The sequence below is a fragment of the Actinomadura rubrisoli genome (assembly GCF_004349215.1).
Classification (GTDB): Bacteria; Actinomycetota; Actinomycetes; order Streptosporangiales; family Streptosporangiaceae; genus Spirillospora; species Spirillospora rubrisoli.
The window spans coordinates 1-17,835 of record NZ_SMKU01000189.1 but is presented as its reverse complement, the minus strand read 5'-3'; the positions used below and the strand labels follow the sequence as shown (position 1 = coordinate 17,835).

Below are 17,835 nucleotides of genomic sequence, written 5' to 3'. Positions count from 1 at the left end.
CTGTCCCCCCGCCCCGCAAGACGACCCCCACTGGAGGTGTGCCGTGTTCAGACGGCCACGCATCCTGTCGCTGGCGATCCCGCTGGCGACCGTCATGCTGATCCTGCCGACCGCGATGGCACGCACCGTCCCACCCGGTCCCGGCGGCACCGCCGCCGCGGCCCCGGCCCAGCCAAAAGTCGACACCGTCGGCGAGCGCAAGGCCAAGGACGCCGCGCTCCGCTACGCGCCCGGCGCCCGGTCCACGCGGCTGACCGTCCGCGAACCCGGCTCCAGCTACGTCAAGGTCCATTTCGCGTCGGTCAAGCTCGCCCCCGGCGACCGGATCACGGTCGCCGACCCGTCCGGCCGCGAGGTGTACACCTACCACGGCGACCCGACCGCCGCCCGGAACCGTGGCGACTCCCCGCACACCGTCCACGGCCGGACGGGCTTCGCCGCGATGTCCGTCGACGGCGACACCGCCGTGGTCACCCTGCACGCCGCCAAGGCGCACCACGACGCCGCGGACCTGACCCGGCGCGGCTTCGGCGCCCGCGTCGACTCCTACTTCCGCGGCTTCACCGAGGCCGAGGCCGCCGCCGCCAACCCGCGGCCGTTCAGCGTCTGCGGCGCCGACGGCCGCCGCGACGTCGCCTGCTACCAGCAGAGCCACCCCACCGAGTACGCCCGCTCCAACGCCGTCGCCCGCCAGCTCGTCAAGGGGCTGGGCTCCTGCACGGCGTGGCGGGTCGGCAACACCAACCGCATGCTCACCAACCAGCACTGCATGGAGAGCGCCGCCGACCTCAAGGCCAGCGAGTTCCAGTTCGACTACCAGTGCGCCACCTGCGGCGGGAACAACCCCCGCACCGGCACCAAGGTCAGCGGCCTCGAACTGATCAAGCTGAGCCCGCTCAGCGCCCTGGACTACGCGCTGTTCTCGGTCAACGACTTCGCCTCGATCCAGCAGTACGGCACGCTCTACCTGGACGTCCGCGAGCCCACCGCCGCGGAGCGCATCTACATCCCCGGCCACGGGGACGTCAAGCCCAAGCGGCTCTCGCTGTACGAGGACCGCGACGGCGGCACCTACTGCAAGATCGGCACCGTGGCGTCCGGGGTGAACACCGGATACCTGTGCGACTCCTCCGGCGGCAACTCCGGCTCGCCGGTCCTGGCCGCCTCCTCGCACAAGGTGATCGCGCTGCACCACCTCGGCGGCTGCCCCAACTGGGGCACCCGCATCAGCCTCGTCCACAAGGAGATCTCCGGCATGATCGACAACAACCCGCCCGCCGGCGTGAAGTGATCCGCGGGGACCATCCCCGCGCATGAGGCCGGGCGGCCCTCGACGGAAGGCCGCCCGGCCCGCCGCGGCGCGCGAGTGCCACTTGACGCGCGCGCGCCGTCCTCGTCCACTGGACACTCCAGAGGACCGCGGACGGGGGCGCACATGAGCACGCCGGCGCAGCACCTGGCCCGCCGGCTGGGCACCCGCGACGCGGTGCTCATCGGCCTGGGCTCGATGATCGGGGCCGGGGTGTTCGCGGCGTTCGGACCCGCCGCGCGGGCCGCCGGGACCGGCCTGCTGATCGGGCTGGGGATCGCGGCGGTGATCGCCTACTGCAACGCCACCGCGTCCGCCCAGCTCGCCGCCGCCCACCCGACCTCGGGCGGCACCTACATCTACGGCAGGGAGCGGCTCGGCGCGTGGTGGGGGTTCGCCGCCGGATGGGGATTCATCGTCGGCAAGACGGCCTCGTGCGCGGCGATGGCGCTGACCTTCGCCTCCTACGCCGTCCCCGGACCGTGGTGGGCCCAGCGGGCCGTGGCCGTCGCGGGCGTCGTGGCCCTGGCCGCCCTCAACTACAGGGGCGTGACCAGGACGGCGCTGCTGACCCGCGTCCTGGTCGCCGCGACGCTGATCGCCCTGACCGTGGTCGTGGCCGGGATCGCCTTCGGCGGCGGCGCCGACTCCGCGCACCTCGGCGGCTGGGCGGCGCTGGGCTCCGGCGGCGTCTACGGCGTCCTGCAATCGGCCGGGCTGCTGTTCTTCGCCTTCGCCGGCTACGCCCGCATCGCGACCATGGGGGAGGAGGTCCGCGACCCGCGGCGCACCATCCCCCGCGCCATCCCGGCCGCCCTCGGGATCACCGTGGCCGTCTATTTCGTCGTCGGCGTCGCCGCGCTGCTGGCCGCCGGACCCGGCCGGCTCGCCGCCACGACCGCCCCGCTCACCGAGGCGGTGCGCGCCGCGGGCGTCGGCGGCCTGGCCCCGGTGGTGCGCGTCGGCGGGGCCGTGGCCAGCCTCGGGGCGCTGCTGGCGCTGATCGCCGGGGTCGGCCGCACCGGCCTCGCCATGGCCCGCCACCGCGACCTGCCCGGCTGGCTGGCCGCCGTCCACCCCCGCCACCGGGTGCCGCACCACGCCGAGATCGCCCTCGCCGCGATCGTGTCCGCGCTGGCCGCGACCGTCGACCTGCGGGGCGTGATCGGCTTCTCGTCCTTCGGCGTGCTGGTCTACTACGCCATCGCCAACGCCGCCGCCCTCACCCAGCCCGCCGCCGACCGCCGCTGGCCCCGCGCCCTGCACGTGACCGGCGCGATCGGCTGCCTCGTGCTGGTCGCCACCCTGCCCGCCGGGTCGGTGGCGGCCGGGCTGGCCCTGTTCGCCGTCGGCCTGGGCGGCCGATGGCTCGTCCTGCACCGCCGCCGCTGACCTCTGGAACCTCGGCGGCGGTTGCGCCATGCTCAGGTCACCCCTGACAAGAAGCTCAACCTCCTGTTCGCTCCTTGGTGAGGAAGGGAAATCGTGACCAGCTCATCTACCTTCGTGCTCGTGCACGGCGCCTGGCACTACGGATCGCTGTGGGAACCCGTCGCCGAGCATCTGCGAGCGGCGGGGCACACGGTGCACACCCCCACGGTGGCGGGGTTCGGTGAGGGCGCGTCCATGGACGCCTCGCACGCCGACGGTGCCGCGTCGATCGTGGAGTACATCCGGGAACGGGACCTGGACGACTTCGTCCTGCTGGGGCACAGCTTCGGCGGAACGATCGCGTGCAAGGTCGCCGAGGTGATGCCCGAACGCATCCGCCGGCTCGTCTTCCACAGCGCGTTCGTCCTGGAGGACGGCAACAGCATCAACGACGAATTACCGCCCGCCTACCTCGGCGTTTTCGAGGCCAACACCGTTGACGGCGGGATATACGTCCCGTGGGAGCTGTGGCGCGAGGTGTTCGTCAACGACGGCGACGAGGAGACGGCGCGGGCGGCGTTCGACCTCCTGTGCCCCACCCCGGTGAGGATGCTGGCGGACAAGCTCGACCTGAAGCGGTTCCACGCGCTCATCGCCGAGGGAGCGCTGCGCTGCTCGTACCTCAACTGCACCGACGACACGGCGCTGCCGCCGGGGCCCTACGCCTGGCATCCGCGCTTCTCCTCCCGGCTCGGCCTCCACCGCCTCGTCCAGATGCCCGGAAGCCATGAGGTCATGTTCACCGCGCCGGCGGCGCTGGCCGCCAAGTCCGTCGAGGCCGGGCGCGACTGATCCGCCGGACCCGTCAGCCGAGCTTCGGGACGGCCCGCTCGACGATGGGGGCCAGGTCGACGCCCGCGGGCAGCGTGCCGAACGCCGACCCCCAGTCGCCGGCGAGCCGGGTCGCGCAGAAGGCATCCGCGACGGCCGGGTGGCCGTGCCTGACCAGCAGGGAGGCTTGCAGGGCCAGGGCGAGCCGCTCGGCCACGCGGCGGGCGCGCGGTTCGATCGTCGTCAGGTCGGTGAGGGAGTCCTTGGCCTGCCGGGCGGCCGCGTCGAGGCGGGCGTCGGCGCCCTTGGCGAGGTCCACCTCGTCGAAGAAGGCGTCCACCGCCTGCGGCTCGCGCAGCATGGCGCGCAGCAGGTCGAGGGCGGCGACGTTGCCGGAGCCCTCCCAGATCGAGTTCAGGGGCGACTCGCGGAACAGGCGGGGCATCCCCGACTCCTCGACGTAGCCGTTGCCGCCCAGGCACTCCAGGGACTCGGCGGCGTGGGCGGGCCAGCGCTTGCAGGCCCAGTACTTGCCGACCGCGAGGCCGAGGCGCCGGAACGCGGCCTCGCGGCCGTCGCCCCGGACGGAGCGGTCCGTGGCGCCCGCGAGGCGCAGCATGAGCGCGGTGGCGGCCTCCGACTCGATCGCGAGGTCGGCGAGGACGTTGCGCATGAGCGGCTGGTCGATGAGGTACTTGCCGAACGCCTTGCGGTGCGCGGCGTGGTGGGCGGCGGTGATGACGCCCTGGCGCATGCCCGCGGCGGCGCCGATCACGCAGTCGAGCCGGGTCATGTTGACCATCTCGATGATGGTGCGCACGCCGCGTCCCTCGTCGCCGACGCGCCAGGCGACCGCGTTCTCGTACTCCACCTCGGACGACGCGTTGGACCTGTTGCCGAGCTTGTCCTTGAGCCGCATCAGCCGCAGCGGGTTCAGCTCCCCTCCGGGCAGGACGCGCGGGACGAGGAAGCAGGTCAGGCCGTCCGGCGCCTGGGCGAGGGTGAGGAACACATCGCACATGGGGGCGCTGGTGAACCACTTGTGGCCGACGAGCCGGTACGTGCCGTCCGGCTGGGGCGCGGCCCGGGTGGTGTTGGCGCGGACGTCCGAGCCGCCCTGCTTCTCGGTCATGGACATGCCCGCCAGCAGCGCGGACTTGGAGAGCGGGGGACGCAGGCCGGCGTCGTACTCGGGCTTGGTGAGCAGCGGCTCGTACTGCGCGGCCAGCTCGGGGGAGTGCCGCAGCGCGGGGACCGCGGCGTAGGTCATGGAGACGGGGCAGCCGTGCCCGGCGTCCACGCGCCAGACGTAGAACTTGGCGGCGCGGGCGACGTGCGCGCCCTCGCGCGGGTCGGCCCAGGCGGACCCGTGCAGGCCGTGCGTCACGGCGACGTTCATCAGCTCGTGCCAGGACGGGTGGAACTCGACCTCGTCGATCCGGTGCCCGTAGCGGTCGTGGGTGCGCAGGACGGGCGGGTGCTCGTTGGCGAGGCGGCCCCAGTCCTGCGCGCGCTCGGTGCCCGCCAGCCGGCCGAGCCCGTGGACCTCGGCGGCGGCCCATCCGGCGCCCTCGCGCTCCAGCCCGTCCAGCAGGACGGCGTCGTCGGCGGCGTCGTGCCCGGCGAGCGGCGGAACCTGGTTGAGCACCTCGTGGGTCACGATCTCCGGCCTCCCGCCGTCATAGGGGCTTCCCGAAGGATACAGAACCGTGTTCGGACGCGAAGATGATCATGTCAAACGCCCTGCCTTGGGGCATCCTCCTCAGGTGGTGGGACGATCTCGTCCGCGCGACGGATTGCTGTGAGGCCGCGGGGGCATACTTTCGGAATCATGAGTCAGTCCAGTCCGCAGCCGGGGCGGCCGGCCCCGAGGCGCCCCCAGGACCGGCGACCGGACCCCCGACCCGACCCGGCACCGGGCCCGCCGGTGGCCGCCGGCGGACGCGTCCCGGCCCAGGCGGTGCGGGCGTCCGACGCGGAGCGGGAAGCGGTGGTCGAGCGGCTGCGGATCGCCTCGGTGGAGGGACGGCTGACCTTCGAGGAGCTCACCGAGCGCACCGAGGCGGCCTACATGGCCGTCACCCGGGGCGAGCTGGAGCACATCACGACCGACCTGCCCGGGATGGGCGCACCCGGCGCCAACCCCGCGCCTGTCCAGGTGAAGCGCAAGTTCAGCGCCTTCATGGGCGACTGCAAGGAGCGCATCGTCGGCCGCATCGACGGGCCCCTGGAGGCCGTCTCGGTGATGGGCGACGTCGAACTCGACCTGCGCGGCGCCCAGGTCCCCACCGGCGAGGTCATCGTGCACGCCACCGCCGTGATGGGCGACGTCAAGATCATCGTCCCGGACGGCGTGATCGTCGAGCTGACCGGCTACGCCTTCATGGGCGACCGCGACGTGACGGTCCGCGAATCGGGCCCCGGCGCCCGCGTCCCGATCGTCCGCGTCAACGCCCACGCCGTCATGGGCGACGTCAAGATCGTGGACGACGAGCACCACGCCCCCATCCGCCGAGCCCTCACCTCCTGGTGGAAGAACCGGGGCGTCTAACTTCGGGAATCGTCGTGGCGCTCGGCGTCCCGCACGCCGTCCTCGTCCGGGGGGAGCGCGTCGGGGTGGCCGACCTCTACGCCGGGGGCGCCGGTGCCGCTGATCTCGTCCTCCTGCCTTCCCATGCCCTCCTCGCCGGGGACGGAGCTGCCTGGCCCCTGCGCGTCCGCGTCCTCGCCCGGAACGCTCACCGGCACCGAGGTTCCGGGGACGGTGCGCCCGCGGGCGTCGGAACCGCGGTTCACGGGGGCGAAGTCGCGGTCGTGGGTCTGCTCGGGCTCGTGTCCTGGATCGTCTCGCTCGTCCATGGGACCCCGCATACCCGCACCGCCGCCCTCCGAACGTCGGAGGTCAGACGGCGGCGGGCTGGCGGACGGTGCTGAGGACCTGGTCGTAGCGGTGGACGACGAGGTCGGCCACCTCTGGCGCGGCGCCGAGGGCGGGGGAGACGACGGCGGCGCCGGCGGCCAGGGACTCGGCGCGCACCTTGTCGGCGAAGTACCCGGGCGCGAGGATGTAGGACGCGACGGCGACGCGGGGGGCGCCCGCGTCGAGGAGGGCGGCCACCGCCTCGGCCGGGGTGGGACGGGACGCGGACGCGAACGCCGGGACCACGCCCCGCCATCCGCGCGCGCGCCACTCCCTGGCCAGCCGCCAGATGGTGGCGTTGGCCGAGGCGTCGGACGAGCCCGCCGACACCAGGACGACGGCCGTGTCCGGGTCGCCGGGCTCCACACCGGCCTCGGACAGGCGGCGTTCCAGCGCGTCCATCAGCAGCGGGTGCGGGCCCAGCGTGGCGGCCGTGTGCCGGCGCAGCCGCGGATGCCGGCGGCGCACCCGGTCCAGGACGCCCGGGATGTCGGTCTTGCTGTGGTAGGCGGCGGTGAGGAGGAGCGGCAGCACGACCGCCTCGTCCGCGCCGTCCTGGGCGAGGCCGTCCAGCACCCGGTCGGGCGCGGGCGGCGCATGGTCCAGGAAGGACGCGTGGACCGGCACGTCCGGGCGCCGGGCCCGGACGGCGTCGAGGAGCTCCGCGACGGTCGCGGCGGCGCGCGGGTCCCTGCTTCCGTGCGCCACCGCGACCATGGGGGTCGTCACAGGTGGATACCGCACTCGGTCTTGCCCATCCCGGCCCACCGCCCGCTGCGCGGGTCCTCGCCCGGCTCGACCGGGCGGGTGCACGGCGCGCAGCCGATCGACGGGTAGCCGTCATAGTGCAACGGGTTGACCAGCACCCCGTTGTCCTCCATGTAGCCGTCCATCTCCTCCTGGGTCCAGTCCAGGATCGGGTTCACCTTGACCATGCCGCGCTTGCGGTCCCACTCGACGACGCGGCGGTCGCGGCGGCTCTCGGTCTCGTCCCGGCGGATGCCGCTGAACCAGGCCATGTAGCCCTCCAGCGCGCGGCCGAGCGGCTCCACCTTCCGCAGGTGGCAGCACAGGTCGGGGTTGCGGCCGAACAGCCGCGGGCCGAGCGCGGCCTCCTGCTCCTCGACCGTCCGGGACGGCGTCACGTTGATGACGTTCACCGGGTACACGGCCTCCACCGCGTCCCGGGTCCCGACCGTCTCGGCGAAGTGGTACCCGGTGTCGACGAACAGCACGTCGATGCCCGGCTTCACCTTCGACACCAGATGGATCAGCGCGGCGTCCGACATGGACGAGGTCAGGCAGATGCGGTCGCCGAACGTGGCGACGGCCCAGCGGATGACCTCCAGCGTGGGGGCGCCGTCCAGGGCGTGCGCTGCCGACTCGACGATGTCTTCAAGATCAAGGGTCGGTCTGTCGGTCTCCAAAAGAGTCACCGAGGAATCTCCTTGCGTGTGTGGGGGGCTCCAACACCGAGGAACTTCAATTTGAAGGAGCGGACGCAGTCAGGACAGAACCACGTCCCTTCTTCTTCAAGCGGCTCCAGCTTCTCTTCACCGCAGTACGGGCAGTAGAACGGCGCGGCACGTTCGCTCATTCCGGCTGCCCGGGTTACTTGAGGTCGGCTTCGTCGGCGCGCTGCGCCCACTGGGCGAACGTCTCGCCCTCGGTGCGCTGCTCGTCGAACCTGCGGACGACCCGCTCGACATAGTCCGTGAGGCCCGCCGACGTCGTCTTCAGGCCGCGGATCTTCTTCCCGAACGACGTGCCGAGCTCGCCGCCCAGGTGGATCTGGAAGCCCTCGACCTGGTCGCCGTTCTCGTCCACGACCAGCTGGCCCTTCAGCCCGATGTCGGCGGTCTGGATGCGGGCGCAGGCGTTCGGGCAGCCGTTGACGTTGATGGTCAGCGGCTGGTCGAAGTCGGGGAGCCGCTTCTCCAACTCGTCCATCAGGTCCATGGCGCGCTGCTTGGTCTCGACGATCGCGAGCTTGCAGTACTCGATGCCCGTGCACGCCATCGTCTGGCGGCGGAACGTGGACGGGTGGACCTGGAGGTCGTGCTCGGCCAGCGCGTCGGCGAGCGGCCCGGTGTTCTCCTCCGGGACGTCCAGGATCACCATCTTCTGCTCGGCGGTCGTGCGGACGCGGCCCGAGCCGTAGCGCTCGGCGAGGTCGGCGATGGCGCCCAGCAGCTCGCCGTTCACCCGTCCCACGCGCGGCGCGAAGCCGACGTAGAAGCCGCCGTCCCGCTGCGGGTGAACGCCGACGTGGTCGCGGCGGGGGAGCGGCGGGGCCGGCTCGGGACCGTCCGGCAGCGCGTACCCGAGGTACTCCTTCTCCAGCACCTCGCGGAACTTCGCCGCGCCCCAGTCCTTCACCAGGAACTTGATCCGCGCCCGGCTCCGCAGCCGCCGGTAGCCGTAGTCGCGGAAGATCGAGATGACGCCGCGCCAGACCTCGGTGGCCTGCTCCGGCTTGACGAACACGCCGAGGCTCTTGGCGAACATCGGGTTGGTGGACAGCCCGCCGCCGACGAACACCTGGTAGCCGGTCTCGCCCTCGTCGTTCACCACGCCGACGAACGCCACGTCGTTGATCTCGTGGACGGTGCAGTGCGCGGTGCAGCCCGACATCGCCGTCTTGAACTTGCGCGGCAGGTTGGAGAACTCCGGCGACCCGATGTAGCGGTCGTGGACGTCCCGGATGTGCGGCGTGGCGTCGATGACCTCGTCGGCCGCGATCCCGGCCAGCGGGCAGCCGATGATCACGCGCGGGGTGTCGCCGCACGCCTCCATCGTGGACAGCCCGACCGCCTCCAGCGCGTCCCAGATGGCGGGCACGTCCTCGACCCGGATCCAGTGGTATTGGACGTTCTGCCGGTCGGTGATGTCGGCGGTCCCGCGCGCGTACCGGGTGGAGATGTCGGCGATCGTGCGCAGCTGGGGGCCGCTCAGCTGGCCGCCGTCGATGCGGACCCGCATCATGAAGTAGCGGTCGTCGAGCTCCTCGTCCTCCAGCATCCCGGTCTTGCCGCCGTCGATGCCGGGCTTGCGCTGGGTGTAGAGCCCGAGCCAGCGGAACCGGCCGCGCAGGTCGGCGGGGTCGATCGAGTCGAACCCGGCCTTGGAGTAGACGTCGATGATGCGGCGGCGGACGTTCAGCCCGTCGTCGTTCTTCTTGTTCTCCTCGTTCTTGTTCAGCGGTTCCTGATAGCCGAGGGCCCACTGGCCCTCGCCTCTCTTGCGCTTGATCGCGGGTGGCACGGCGCGCGTCCTCATCTTGGTCGTGTGAGGGACGCGTAGCGCACCGGCAGTCTCGGACAGCCGGCTCGGCACTGAGCAGGATTCAAGTCAAAGGTGACGCCGATGCACCACGCGCCCCGGGCTGAGTGCAGGGGCGTGGTCGGGGCGTCACCGACAGATCGCGCTGCGGACGCGGAGGAAGTCGACATGCCGGCGCTTGGCCAGCAGCGGATCCGCAGCAGTCATGCCTAGACTCTGACACGTCGTCTCGCGCACTGTCCAGTTACGTCCGGCACGCGGACGCGTGAGAAGAGTCATCCTTGACTCCTCCAATTCACCGGAGGCTCCGCCACGGCCCCGCCTGACCCGCCGCCCTCGCGCTGTTCCGCGATGTCCTCGCGCCGCCCGGCACCGGGCACCCCGTGGACGGGCTGATGCTGGCAGTCACACCAAGACCCGCCACGGCACTCCTCGTGGTGGCGCTCCCGGCACGACAGGCAGATCACGCCTCCCATTATCACCGATCGCCCCCATGCTCGAACCCCGGGAGCGGATGATCATGGTCCGATCAACGTTGCCGCCCGTCAAAGCGGGTATGGACAAGAAAATGTCCGAAGCCAAGCCCCGAACGCCGCCCCGCAAGCGTGCGATCGCGTGCGAAGCCAGGTTCGAGCATGCGAGAACCTGATCGCGCAGCGAGCCCCTGGGCGAGTCGGAGCGATGCAGCGATCGCCGCAGTGCCCGTTGAAGGAGGGCGTCCAACGCCCGACGCCGAGGGGGCTGCAAACAACACAGCGATCACCGCAGTGCCTGTTGAAGGAGGGCGTCCAACGCCCGACGCCGAAGGCACTGCAAGCAACACTGCAATAGGCTCGCACGCTGTGACGACTGTCTCCGACGCTGCGGGCGCCGCCCCGGCTGGGGATCCCGGGTCCGAGGGCCCGCACGTGAGCGCGCGCGGATGGGCCCGGCGGGCCGCGCTCAAGGCCGCCCGGCTGGCCCGCGCCGCCGCGGGGACGGCGACGTACGTCGGCTGGAAGCTGGTGAAGGGCACGGCGGTCGCCGCGTTCCGCTACCGGGTCACGGGCCTGGCCGCCGAGGCGGCGTTCTTCGCCCTGCTGTCGCTCCCGCCGCTGGTCATCGGGCTGGTCGGGACGATGGGCCACTTCCGGAGCGCGCTCGGGGCCGACACGGTGCTCGACATCCGGACCTGGCTGATCGAGCGCTCGCAGACCGTCCTGACGGGGCAGGCGGTGGAGTCGGTCGTCGTGCCGCTGATCGACGAGGTGATCAAGGGCGGGAGCCCCGACATCGTGTCGGTCAGCTTCCTGATCTCGCTGTGGGCGGGGTCGCGGGCCACGAACGTCTACGTCGACACGATCACCATCGCCTACGGGCTGTCAGGCATCCGGGGCGTGATCCGGACCCGGCTGCGCGCGTTCTTCCTCTACCTCGTCGGCCTGCTCGTCATGCTGATCCTGATCCCGCTGCTGGTGGCCGGGCCCGCGCTGGTGCGGCGGGCGCTGCCGGAGAGCGCCGGGTTCGTGCTGATGTTCTACTGGCCGGTCGTGGTGAGCCTGTCGATCATGTTCCTGGCGATGCTCTACCACATGAGCGTCCCGGTGCGGACGGCCTGGTGGCGCGAGGTGCCCGGCGCCGTCGTGGCGCTGGTCATGTGGATCGTGGGCAGCGTCACCCTCCGGCTCTACCTGACCGGCTCGCTGAGCGGGGTGTCGGTGTACGGGTCGCTGTCGGCCGCGATCGCCGTCCTGGCCTGGCTGTACGTGGCGGCGCTCGCGGTGCTGATCGGGGCGGCGCTGAACGCCGAGATCGATCGGCTGTGGCCGAGCGCCGGTACCGCCCGCGCGCGCGCCGTCCGGGAGCAGCGCGTCGGCGACGAGGACGGGACGAATGGTAAAAACAGCGCGTAAGGCGGCTCTGCGAACGCTGAACATGTCGTAGCCTCGCGTTGCATGACCCCCCGTGAGGAGACCGGCCGGCTCCGGACCGTGACCGGCACGATCGCGACGTCCGACATCACCGGGCCGGTGCTCTCCCACGAGCACCTGCAGATGGACCTGCGCTGGCCCGCCCGTCCCCAGCGGGTCGACTCCGACCCCTACCGCTGGCTGGACGAGGAGAAGGCCGTCACGCGGGAGCTGTCCGCGCTGCGCGCCGAGCACGGTCTGGGCCTGGTCGTGGATCTGACCTGCTCGGGCATGGGACGCAACGCCGCCGCGCTCGTCCGGATCAGCGCCGGCGCCCGGGTGGCCGTGGTCGCCGGGACGGGCGTGTTCACCGAGCCGTTCCACCCCTCGTTCGTCCGGGAGGCGCTCGCCGCGGGCACCGCGCCCGGGGGGCCGACCGGGGTCGAGCGGCTCGCCGAGCGGCTGCTCGCCGAGATCGGCTTCGGCATGGACGGCACCAACTCCCTCCCCGGCGTGATCGGGGAGATCGGGACCTGGGGTGAGGCGCCCACCGAGGCCGAGGAGCTGTGCCTGCGCGCCGCCGCCCGCGCCGCGGGCTACTCCGGGCTCTCCGTGGCCACCTACGGCCGCGCGGGCGTCGCCCAGCTGGAGATCCTCACCGCCGCCGGGCTGCCCCCCGAGCGCGTCGCGGTCGGCCGGCAGGACCTCGTGGACGACCCGGGCCAGCACCGCAAGATCGCCGAGACGGGCGCGTACGTGTCGTTCGGGACGCTCGGGCTCGCCGGTGGCGACCATGCCGCGATCGGCGCCCGCGTCCGCGCCGTCATGGACCTTGTCGAGGCCGGGCACGCCGACCGCGTGCTGCTCAGCACCGGGGTCTCCCGCATGGCGCACGTCGCCCGCAACGGCGGCGGCGGCTACGGCTACCTCTTCGACGTCTTCCTGCCCGCGCTCCGCGCGGCCGGCGCCGACGACCCCGCGCTGGACGGCATCCTGACCGCCAACCCCATCCGCTGGCTCACCGCCGTCTGACTCCCGGCCACCGCCGCCTCGCCGAGCAAACGAAGTCCCGGGCCGGGATCGAGTCGCTGGACGCTTCCTGTGGGTAGGGGTGGGGTAGTCGATTGCGACCCCGGAAGGGGGTGCGCCGATGCCCTGGAGCAGAGCCGCACATGATGGCCCGCAGGAGTCCGAGACCGTCCGGCTGCCCTATATCGACCGCGCCGAGGCGGGGCGGGTGCTCGCCGAGCGGCTGGTGCCGCTCGGCCTCGACGGCGCCGTGGTCCTCGCGCTGCCGAGGGGCGGTGTGCCGGTCGGGCACGAGATCGCCCGGCGGCTCGGGAGCCCGCTGGACGTCCTGGTGACGCGCAAGATCGGGTTCCCGCCGCAGCCTGAGCTCGGCGTGGGGGCTATCGCGGAGGGCGGGGCGCCCGTCTTCGACCGTGAGCTGCTGGGCCGTCTCGGGCTGCGTGAGGACGATCTGGCGGGCACCGTGGAGGCCGAGCGGGCCGAGCTCGCCCGCCGGGTCCGCGCCTACCGCGGCGAGCGGCCGCTGCCGGAGACCACCGGGCGCCCGGTGGTCGTGGTGGACGACGGGCTCGCCACCGGCGGCACCGCCCGCGCCGCCGTGCGGGCGCTGCGCGAGCGCGGGCCGTCCCGCCTGGTCCTCGCGGTGCCGGTGGGCGCCGCCGAGACCGTCCGGGCCATGGAGGCCGAGGTGGACGAGATGGTCGTGCCGGCGGCGCCCTGGGAGTTCCGGGCGGTCGGCCAGTGGTACCGGGACTTCGATCAGCTCACCGACGGCGACGTGATCGCCTGGCTGGGACGGCCGGGCCCGGCCGGGCGGCCGGGGGAGTGAGGGCCCGGGAATAGGACCGCGCCATTTTCCGTGAAGAAGCCACCTGATGCGGCCGGGTGCGGTAAAAGCCGTCCGGCGACGAAATCGGGGACACATGTAACTCACATGTGACGCACATGTGACGAAGCCGTCGGGGTCCGGACGGGGCGTCCCGGCCCGGGCAACGCAAACGGCCCCGCAGAGCGGGGCCGTGACGTTTTCTGGTGGCGTGCCGGGGTGCGCGATGGGAGCGTTCAGGCGGCCTGCGCGACGCCTAGGCGGCGTTCGCGCGGCGCATACGACGACGGCGCTCGGATGCGCGCTCGTCCTCGTTCAGACCGCCCCACGTGCCGTACTTCTCGGGCCGGGACACCGCGTAGTCCAGGCAATCCGTGCGAACCGGACAGCCCATGCAGATCTGCTTCGCCTTGCGCTCGCGGATCTCACGTTCGGGCTGACGCTCGCCGTCGGGACCGAAGAAGAGGACGAGGTCTTCCCCCCGGCACGCCGCGGCGTCCTGCCAGCCCCAGCTGGGACGAGGGAGGTTTGCCTGCCGACGTACCTGAGCCATGGAACACCCACCTTGATTGGTTTCGAACAATTTCGGGACGTGGACGCTCGACATGCTTCAGGTGCCATGCGTCAGAAGCGCCGAATGGTCCAACGTCTGGAGTTGCCGCTCTGTTCCCCGTCCGGTTACTCCGGAAACCTGGGGTCGTGCGACAGTGGAGACCCTCGAATGGGGCCTCCGAGAGATTACACGAGGGCCGCCTCGTTGAGAAGGGTGAGTTCCGTAACAACGTAGGTTCCCAGGTTCTCCTCGCAGTCCGGACCGCACGGGGCGGACTGCTGGACGGCCTCCAGGACGACCCGGTAACGGGTCCCCTGGGCGACGACGACCGCTTCGTACCGGGATGTCCCGGTGACCGACCGCACCGCCACCGCGTCCAGGCCGAGAAGGCCCGTATGCGCGCGGACGAAGTGCTCTGCGGCCTGCCACGGCTCCGGCAGTCCCGCCCGGCCGCGCAGCCGGTCGAGGACGACCTCTCCCCGCAGATAGGCGTCCACGGCGGCCAGGGCCTCGGTCTCGCCGAGGTCGCCGTAGGAGAGCCCGTGGGGAAGACATACCAAGTTCGCCGCAAATCGGTCGCCGCCGACGTGTGTGGTTTCCCAGACAAACCGGTCGAAACGTTCAGACAGGGCGCGGGCCAAGGGGGCGCCGGTGCGGGCGCAGCAGGCGTTGCGCCGCCCGTGGGTGCAGACCAGCAGGACGGGCCCGGCGACCAGGTCCCCGAATCCGGGCGGCGTGCCCGCCGCGAGGGCGCCTAGATCCAGTTCGGCGAGCTCGGCCGGGTCGGCCAGTTCCCGTCCCTCCATCCAGACCTCGGTGCCGCGCGAGAACGCGGCGTAGACCTGGATCGGCGGGGTGCCGCGCCGGCGGCCGGGCCGGCGGATGAGCTGCGGCCGGACGCCCGCGGCCCGCGCGGCCCGCACGGCCTCGGCGATCGGCGCGGGCTCCGCCAGCTCCTCGACGCGCTCCGGCCAGGGCCCCGGATGCTCGATGAGCAGCCAGGAACGCGCCTTGGTCGTCGCGCTCGCCAGGCACGGGCGCTCGCCCGTGTGGCTCCCCGGGCAGTGCCCGCAGCCCTTGCCGCGCGTCAACAGATCCCCCCGGCTGATCATGGACGACGATTAGGCCAGGCTAACCTAACGTCGATCCGCGCGGCCAGCGGGGGTGAGGGAGGTCATACCGCCGAGTCGATCAAGCTTTACCCGCACGGAACCCCTGGTCACGGGCAATGTGACCACTTTGATGTTCTTTGGGTGGTTATCTGGGAAGGAGCGCTTCGGCGGCGGGGAGCGCGGCGGCACGGTCGGACGCCACGAGCCCGATGCGGGTCCGGCGGTCGAGCAGGTCGTCCGCGTCCAGGGCCCCCTCGTGCAGCGCCGCCCAGGCCAGCTCGGCGCCGAGCACGGGCAGCCCGGCGGCGACGGGCTCCAGCAGCGCCGGATCGTCCTTCGCCAGGGCGGCCAGCAGCGGCGCCTCCGTCCCGTACCGCTGGACGAGGCGGCGCGGGGCGTCCAAGGCGGCGAGACGCGCGGGACCGGCGGCGCCGACCAGTGGCAGGCGCGCGGTCCGGCTCGGGCCCGCGGGCAGGCCCCGCGCGGCCACGGCGGCGTCCACCGCGTCCTCGGCCATGCGCCGGTAGGTGGTGAGCTTGCCGCCGACGATCGTGACGACGCCGTCACGGGAGGTCAGGACGGCGTGCCTGCGGGAGAGGTCGGCGGTGCTCCGCGGCCCGGCGTCCAGCAGGGGGCGCAGCCCGGCGAACGCGCCGATCACGTCCTCGCGCCGCACCGGCGCGTCCAGCGCCGAGCCCAGGATGTCGAGCAGGAAGCCGATTTCGCCGGGCGTCGGCTCCGGAACGTCCGGGATCGGCCCGTCGGCGGGCTCGTCGGTGAGCCCGGCGTAGACGCGGCCGTCGCCCTGCGGGATCACCAGGAGGAACCGGCTGCTCTCGCCCGGGACCGGCACGTGCATCCCGGAGGACTGCCCGCGCAGGGACTCCGCCCGCAGCACCAGGTGGGTGCCCCGGGACGGACGGAGCCGCACGCCGTCCACCAGGCCGCCCGCCCAGACGCCGGCCGCGTTCACCACCGCGCGGGCCCGTACGGTGAACTCCCGCCCGGTCAGCTCGTCGCGGACGAGCGCGCCGTCCCCGGCCAGCGCGACCGCCCGGCAGCGGGTGAGGATACGGGCGCCGTGCGCGGCGGCCGTCCGGGCGACGGCGGTGACGAGGCGCGCGTCGTCGGTGAGCTGCCCGTCCCACGACAGGAGGCCGCCGCGCAGCCCGTACGGGCGCAGGGCGGGGGCGAGCCGCAGCGTCTCCACGGCGGACAGGCTGCGCGGGCCGGGCAGCACCGAGCGCGGCGTGCGGGCGGCGAGCCGCAGCGCGTCCCCGGCGCGCAGTCCGGCGCGGGCGACCGCGGCCTGCGGGCGCGACACCAGCGGCGTCAGCGGCAGGACGAACGGGAACGCGCGCACCAGGTGCGGGGCGGTGCGGCGCATCAGCACGCCGCGCTCCACCGCGCTCTCGCGCGCCACGCCCACCTGCCCGGACGCCAGGTAGCGCAGCCCGCCGTGAATCAGCTTGGAGCTCCACCGCGACGTGCCGAACGCCAGGTCGTGCGCGTCGATCGCGGCGACCGACAGGCCGCGGGACGCGGCGTCCAGCGCCACCCCCGCGCCGGTCGCGCCGAGGCCGACGACCAGGACGTCCACGACCTCGCCGGGCAGGGCGGCCAGCTCGCGGTCGCGGCGGGCGGCGTTGAGCGAGGACCGTGCGGGGGTGCTCACGGCGCGAGCATCCTCTCCAGGATGTGGCGGAGCTCGCCGTCGAAGGCGGCCGCGTCCAGCTCGGGGTCGCGGTCCTCGGTCATCGTCCGCGCCGAGAGCGCGAACGACTGGACGACGAGCAGCACCGCGCGCGCCTGCCGTCCCGGGTGGCCGGGGCGGATCGTCCCGTCCCGGTGCCCGGCCGTGAGCGCCTCCTCGAACAGCTCCAGGAACGCCTGCTGGCTCGCGCCGAGGCGGTCCAGGACGTAGGGGAGCAGCAGCTCGGGATCCACCTCGACGATCTTGCGGAGCAGCGGGTGCGCGCGGAACGCCCGGACGCCGGCGACCAGGCCGTCCACCAGCCGGGGACGGACGGGCCGGCCGTCGTCCGGCGGCCGCACGGACGCGCCGATCCCGACCCACTCGCGGGTCATCAGGTCCGCGACGATCGTGCGGACGTCCGGCCAGCGGCGGTACAGCGTCATCCGGGAGACCCCGGCGCGGCGGGCGATGTCGGTGAGGGTCGTCCGGCGCACGCCCACGGCCAGCACGCAGTCGCGCGCGGCGTCGAGGACGGTGTCGTCCTCGGTCTTGTTGTGACGATTCGACGTCATGTGTCACAGTGTAAGCCCTGACACGGGCCGGGCGACGGGAGGCGCGGTGGAGACGCGGGACATGCTGTGGAGCGGCTGGGGCGACCCCGCCCGGGCCACGCCGCTGCCGGAGCCGATGGTGGGCCTGCTGCGCGACCTGCTGGGCGTGCGCCCCGCCGAGGCCGTCCCGCCCGCCCTGGACGACGTCCAAGTCCCCGCCTCCCGGCTCTCGCCAGACGACCTGGACGCGCTCGCCGAGGCCGTCCACGGCATGGACCACGTGCGCACCGACACCGAGACCCGCGTCCGCCACACCCGCGGCAAGTCCACCTCCGACCTCCTGCGCATCCGGACCGGCGAGACCGCCGACGCCCCGGACGCGGTCGTGCTGCCCGCCACCCACGACGAGGTCCTCGCCGTACTGCGCACCTGCGCCGCACGCCGCATAGCCGTCGTCCCCTTCGGC

General features: G+C 73.0%; 16 protein-coding genes and 1 pseudogene. 8 read left to right on the top strand and 9 right to left on the bottom strand.

Annotation, left to right across the window (positions count from 1 at the left end):
* Window positions 1–43: 43 nt before the first annotated feature.
* The 3 genes from E1298_RS29035 (at window position 44) to E1298_RS29025 (ending at window position 3,532) form a co-directional block, all read left to right on the top strand.
* Window positions 44–1,291 carry a trypsin-like serine peptidase gene (locus E1298_RS29035; protein ID WP_207944895.1) on the top strand — a complete coding sequence of 416 codons (1,248 nt, stop codon included), beginning with the start codon at window positions 44–46 and terminating at the stop codon, window positions 1,289–1,291.
* Window positions 1,292–1,435: 144 nt separating this feature from the next.
* Complete coding sequence (locus E1298_RS29030; RefSeq protein WP_131898794.1) at window positions 1,436–2,701, top strand: APC family permease; 1,266 nt, start codon at window positions 1,436–1,438, stop codon at window positions 2,699–2,701.
* A 93-nt stretch (window positions 2,702–2,794) separates the two neighbouring features.
* Window positions 2,795–3,532 (top strand): alpha/beta fold hydrolase, encoded by a 738-nt coding sequence (locus tag E1298_RS29025; RefSeq protein ID WP_131898792.1) that lies wholly within the window; start codon window positions 2,795–2,797, stop codon window positions 3,530–3,532.
* Window positions 3,533–3,545: 13 nt separating this feature from the next.
* On the opposite strand, the gene E1298_RS29020 is transcribed toward E1298_RS29025, so the two are convergent.
* Complete coding sequence (locus E1298_RS29020; RefSeq protein WP_131898790.1) at window positions 3,546–5,174, bottom strand: acyl-CoA dehydrogenase family protein; 1,629 nt, start codon at window positions 5,172–5,174, stop codon at window positions 3,546–3,548.
* 168 nt (window positions 5,175–5,342) lie between these two features.
* On the opposite strand from E1298_RS29020, the gene E1298_RS29015 reads away from it, so the two are divergent.
* On the top strand, window positions 5,343–6,062 hold the full coding sequence (locus E1298_RS29015) for a DUF1707 SHOCT-like domain-containing protein (RefSeq protein WP_165975716.1): 720 nt from the start codon (window positions 5,343–5,345) through the stop codon (window positions 6,060–6,062).
* Here E1298_RS29015 and E1298_RS29010 read toward each other — a convergent pair.
* The 4 genes from E1298_RS29010 to E1298_RS28990 all read right to left on the bottom strand — a co-directional run bounded on the left by E1298_RS29010 (window position 6,059) and on the right by E1298_RS28990 (window position 9,710).
* A complete protein-coding gene (locus tag E1298_RS29010) occupies window positions 6,059–6,370 on the bottom strand; it encodes a hypothetical protein (protein WP_131898788.1) in 312 nt (103 codons plus the stop codon). The genes E1298_RS29015 and E1298_RS29010 overlap by 4 nt on opposite strands.
* A gap of 43 nt (window positions 6,371–6,413) precedes the next feature.
* Window positions 6,414–7,148 (bottom strand): sirohydrochlorin chelatase, encoded by a 735-nt coding sequence (locus tag E1298_RS29005; RefSeq protein ID WP_131898798.1) that lies wholly within the window; start codon window positions 7,146–7,148, stop codon window positions 6,414–6,416.
* Window positions 7,149–7,156: 8 nt separating this feature from the next.
* A complete protein-coding gene (locus tag E1298_RS29000) occupies window positions 7,157–7,867 on the bottom strand; it encodes a phosphoadenylyl-sulfate reductase (protein ID WP_131898786.1) in 711 nt (236 codons plus the stop codon).
* Window positions 7,868–8,042: 175 nt separating this feature from the next.
* Window positions 8,043–9,710, bottom strand: coding sequence for a nitrite/sulfite reductase (locus E1298_RS28990; RefSeq protein ID WP_165975715.1), 1,668 nt, complete (start codon window positions 9,708–9,710; stop codon window positions 8,043–8,045).
* A 911-nt stretch (window positions 9,711–10,621) separates the two neighbouring features.
* Between E1298_RS28990 and E1298_RS28985 the strand changes: the two genes are divergently transcribed.
* From E1298_RS28985 to E1298_RS28975, 3 genes are all read left to right on the top strand, one after another.
* Complete coding sequence (locus tag E1298_RS28985; protein ID WP_243725880.1) at window positions 10,622–11,605, top strand: YihY/virulence factor BrkB family protein; 984 nt, start codon at window positions 10,622–10,624, stop codon at window positions 11,603–11,605.
* 42 nt (window positions 11,606–11,647) lie between these two features.
* Window positions 11,648–12,634, top strand: coding sequence for a phosphotriesterase family protein (locus E1298_RS28980; protein WP_131898778.1), 987 nt, complete (start codon window positions 11,648–11,650; stop codon window positions 12,632–12,634).
* A 118-nt stretch (window positions 12,635–12,752) separates the two neighbouring features.
* Window positions 12,753–13,460 (top strand): phosphoribosyltransferase, encoded by a 708-nt coding sequence (locus E1298_RS28975; protein WP_131898776.1) that lies wholly within the window; start codon window positions 12,753–12,755, stop codon window positions 13,458–13,460.
* A 253-nt stretch (window positions 13,461–13,713) separates the two neighbouring features.
* Here E1298_RS28975 and E1298_RS28970 read toward each other — a convergent pair whose 3' ends face one another.
* The 4 genes from E1298_RS28970 to E1298_RS28955 form a co-directional block, all read right to left on the bottom strand.
* Window positions 13,714–14,010: a WhiB family transcriptional regulator gene (locus E1298_RS28970; protein WP_075901375.1), complete on the bottom strand. Its 297-nt coding sequence runs from the start codon at window positions 14,008–14,010 to the stop codon at window positions 13,714–13,716.
* Between the two features lie 185 nt (window positions 14,011–14,195).
* Window positions 14,196–15,122, bottom strand: coding sequence for a sucrase ferredoxin (locus E1298_RS28965; RefSeq protein WP_165975714.1), 927 nt, complete (start codon window positions 15,120–15,122; stop codon window positions 14,196–14,198).
* A 145-nt stretch (window positions 15,123–15,267) separates the two neighbouring features.
* On the bottom strand, window positions 15,268–16,797 hold the full coding sequence (locus E1298_RS28960; RefSeq protein ID WP_131898775.1) for a glycerol-3-phosphate dehydrogenase/oxidase: 1,530 nt from the start codon (window positions 16,795–16,797) through the stop codon (window positions 15,268–15,270).
* Window positions 16,794–17,390, bottom strand: a complete 597-nt coding sequence (locus E1298_RS28955; RefSeq protein ID WP_131898774.1) for a TetR/AcrR family transcriptional regulator — start codon at window positions 17,388–17,390, stop codon at window positions 16,794–16,796. The genes E1298_RS28960 and E1298_RS28955 overlap by 4 nt, the downstream gene beginning before the upstream one ends.
* Before the next feature lie 46 nt (window positions 17,391–17,436).
* Here E1298_RS28955 and E1298_RS28950 point away from each other — a divergent pair.
* Window positions 17,437–17,835, top strand: a pseudogene (locus E1298_RS28950) (FAD-binding oxidoreductase); the annotation flags it as partial.

Bases quoted from the DNA above. Each gene is read 5' to 3' on its own strand.
- E1298_RS28980 (WP_131898778.1), top strand. From the start codon at position 11,648: ATGACCCCCCGTGAGGAGACCGGCCGGCTCCGGACCGTGACCGGCACG.
- E1298_RS28970 (WP_075901375.1), bottom strand. From the start codon at position 14,010: ATGGCTCAGGTACGTCGGCAGGCAAACCTCCCTCGTCCCAGCTGGGGC.
- E1298_RS29010 (WP_131898788.1), bottom strand. From the start codon at position 6,370: ATGGACGAGCGAGACGATCCAGGACACGAGCCCGAGCAGACCCACGAC.
- E1298_RS28990 (WP_165975715.1), bottom strand. From the start codon at position 9,710: ATGAGGACGCGCGCCGTGCCACCCGCGATCAAGCGCAAGAGAGGCGAG.
- E1298_RS28965 (WP_165975714.1), bottom strand. From the start codon at position 15,122: ATGATCAGCCGGGGGGATCTGTTGACGCGCGGCAAGGGCTGCGGGCAC.
- E1298_RS28975 (WP_131898776.1), top strand. From the start codon at position 12,753: ATGCCCTGGAGCAGAGCCGCACATGATGGCCCGCAGGAGTCCGAGACC.
- E1298_RS29030 (WP_131898794.1), top strand. From the start codon at position 1,436: ATGAGCACGCCGGCGCAGCACCTGGCCCGCCGGCTGGGCACCCGCGAC.
- E1298_RS29005 (WP_131898798.1), bottom strand. From the start codon at position 7,148: ATGGTCGCGGTGGCGCACGGAAGCAGGGACCCGCGCGCCGCCGCGACC.
- E1298_RS29015 (WP_165975716.1), top strand. From the start codon at position 5,343: ATGAGTCAGTCCAGTCCGCAGCCGGGGCGGCCGGCCCCGAGGCGCCCC.
- E1298_RS28955 (WP_131898774.1), bottom strand. From the start codon at position 17,390: ATGACGTCGAATCGTCACAACAAGACCGAGGACGACACCGTCCTCGAC.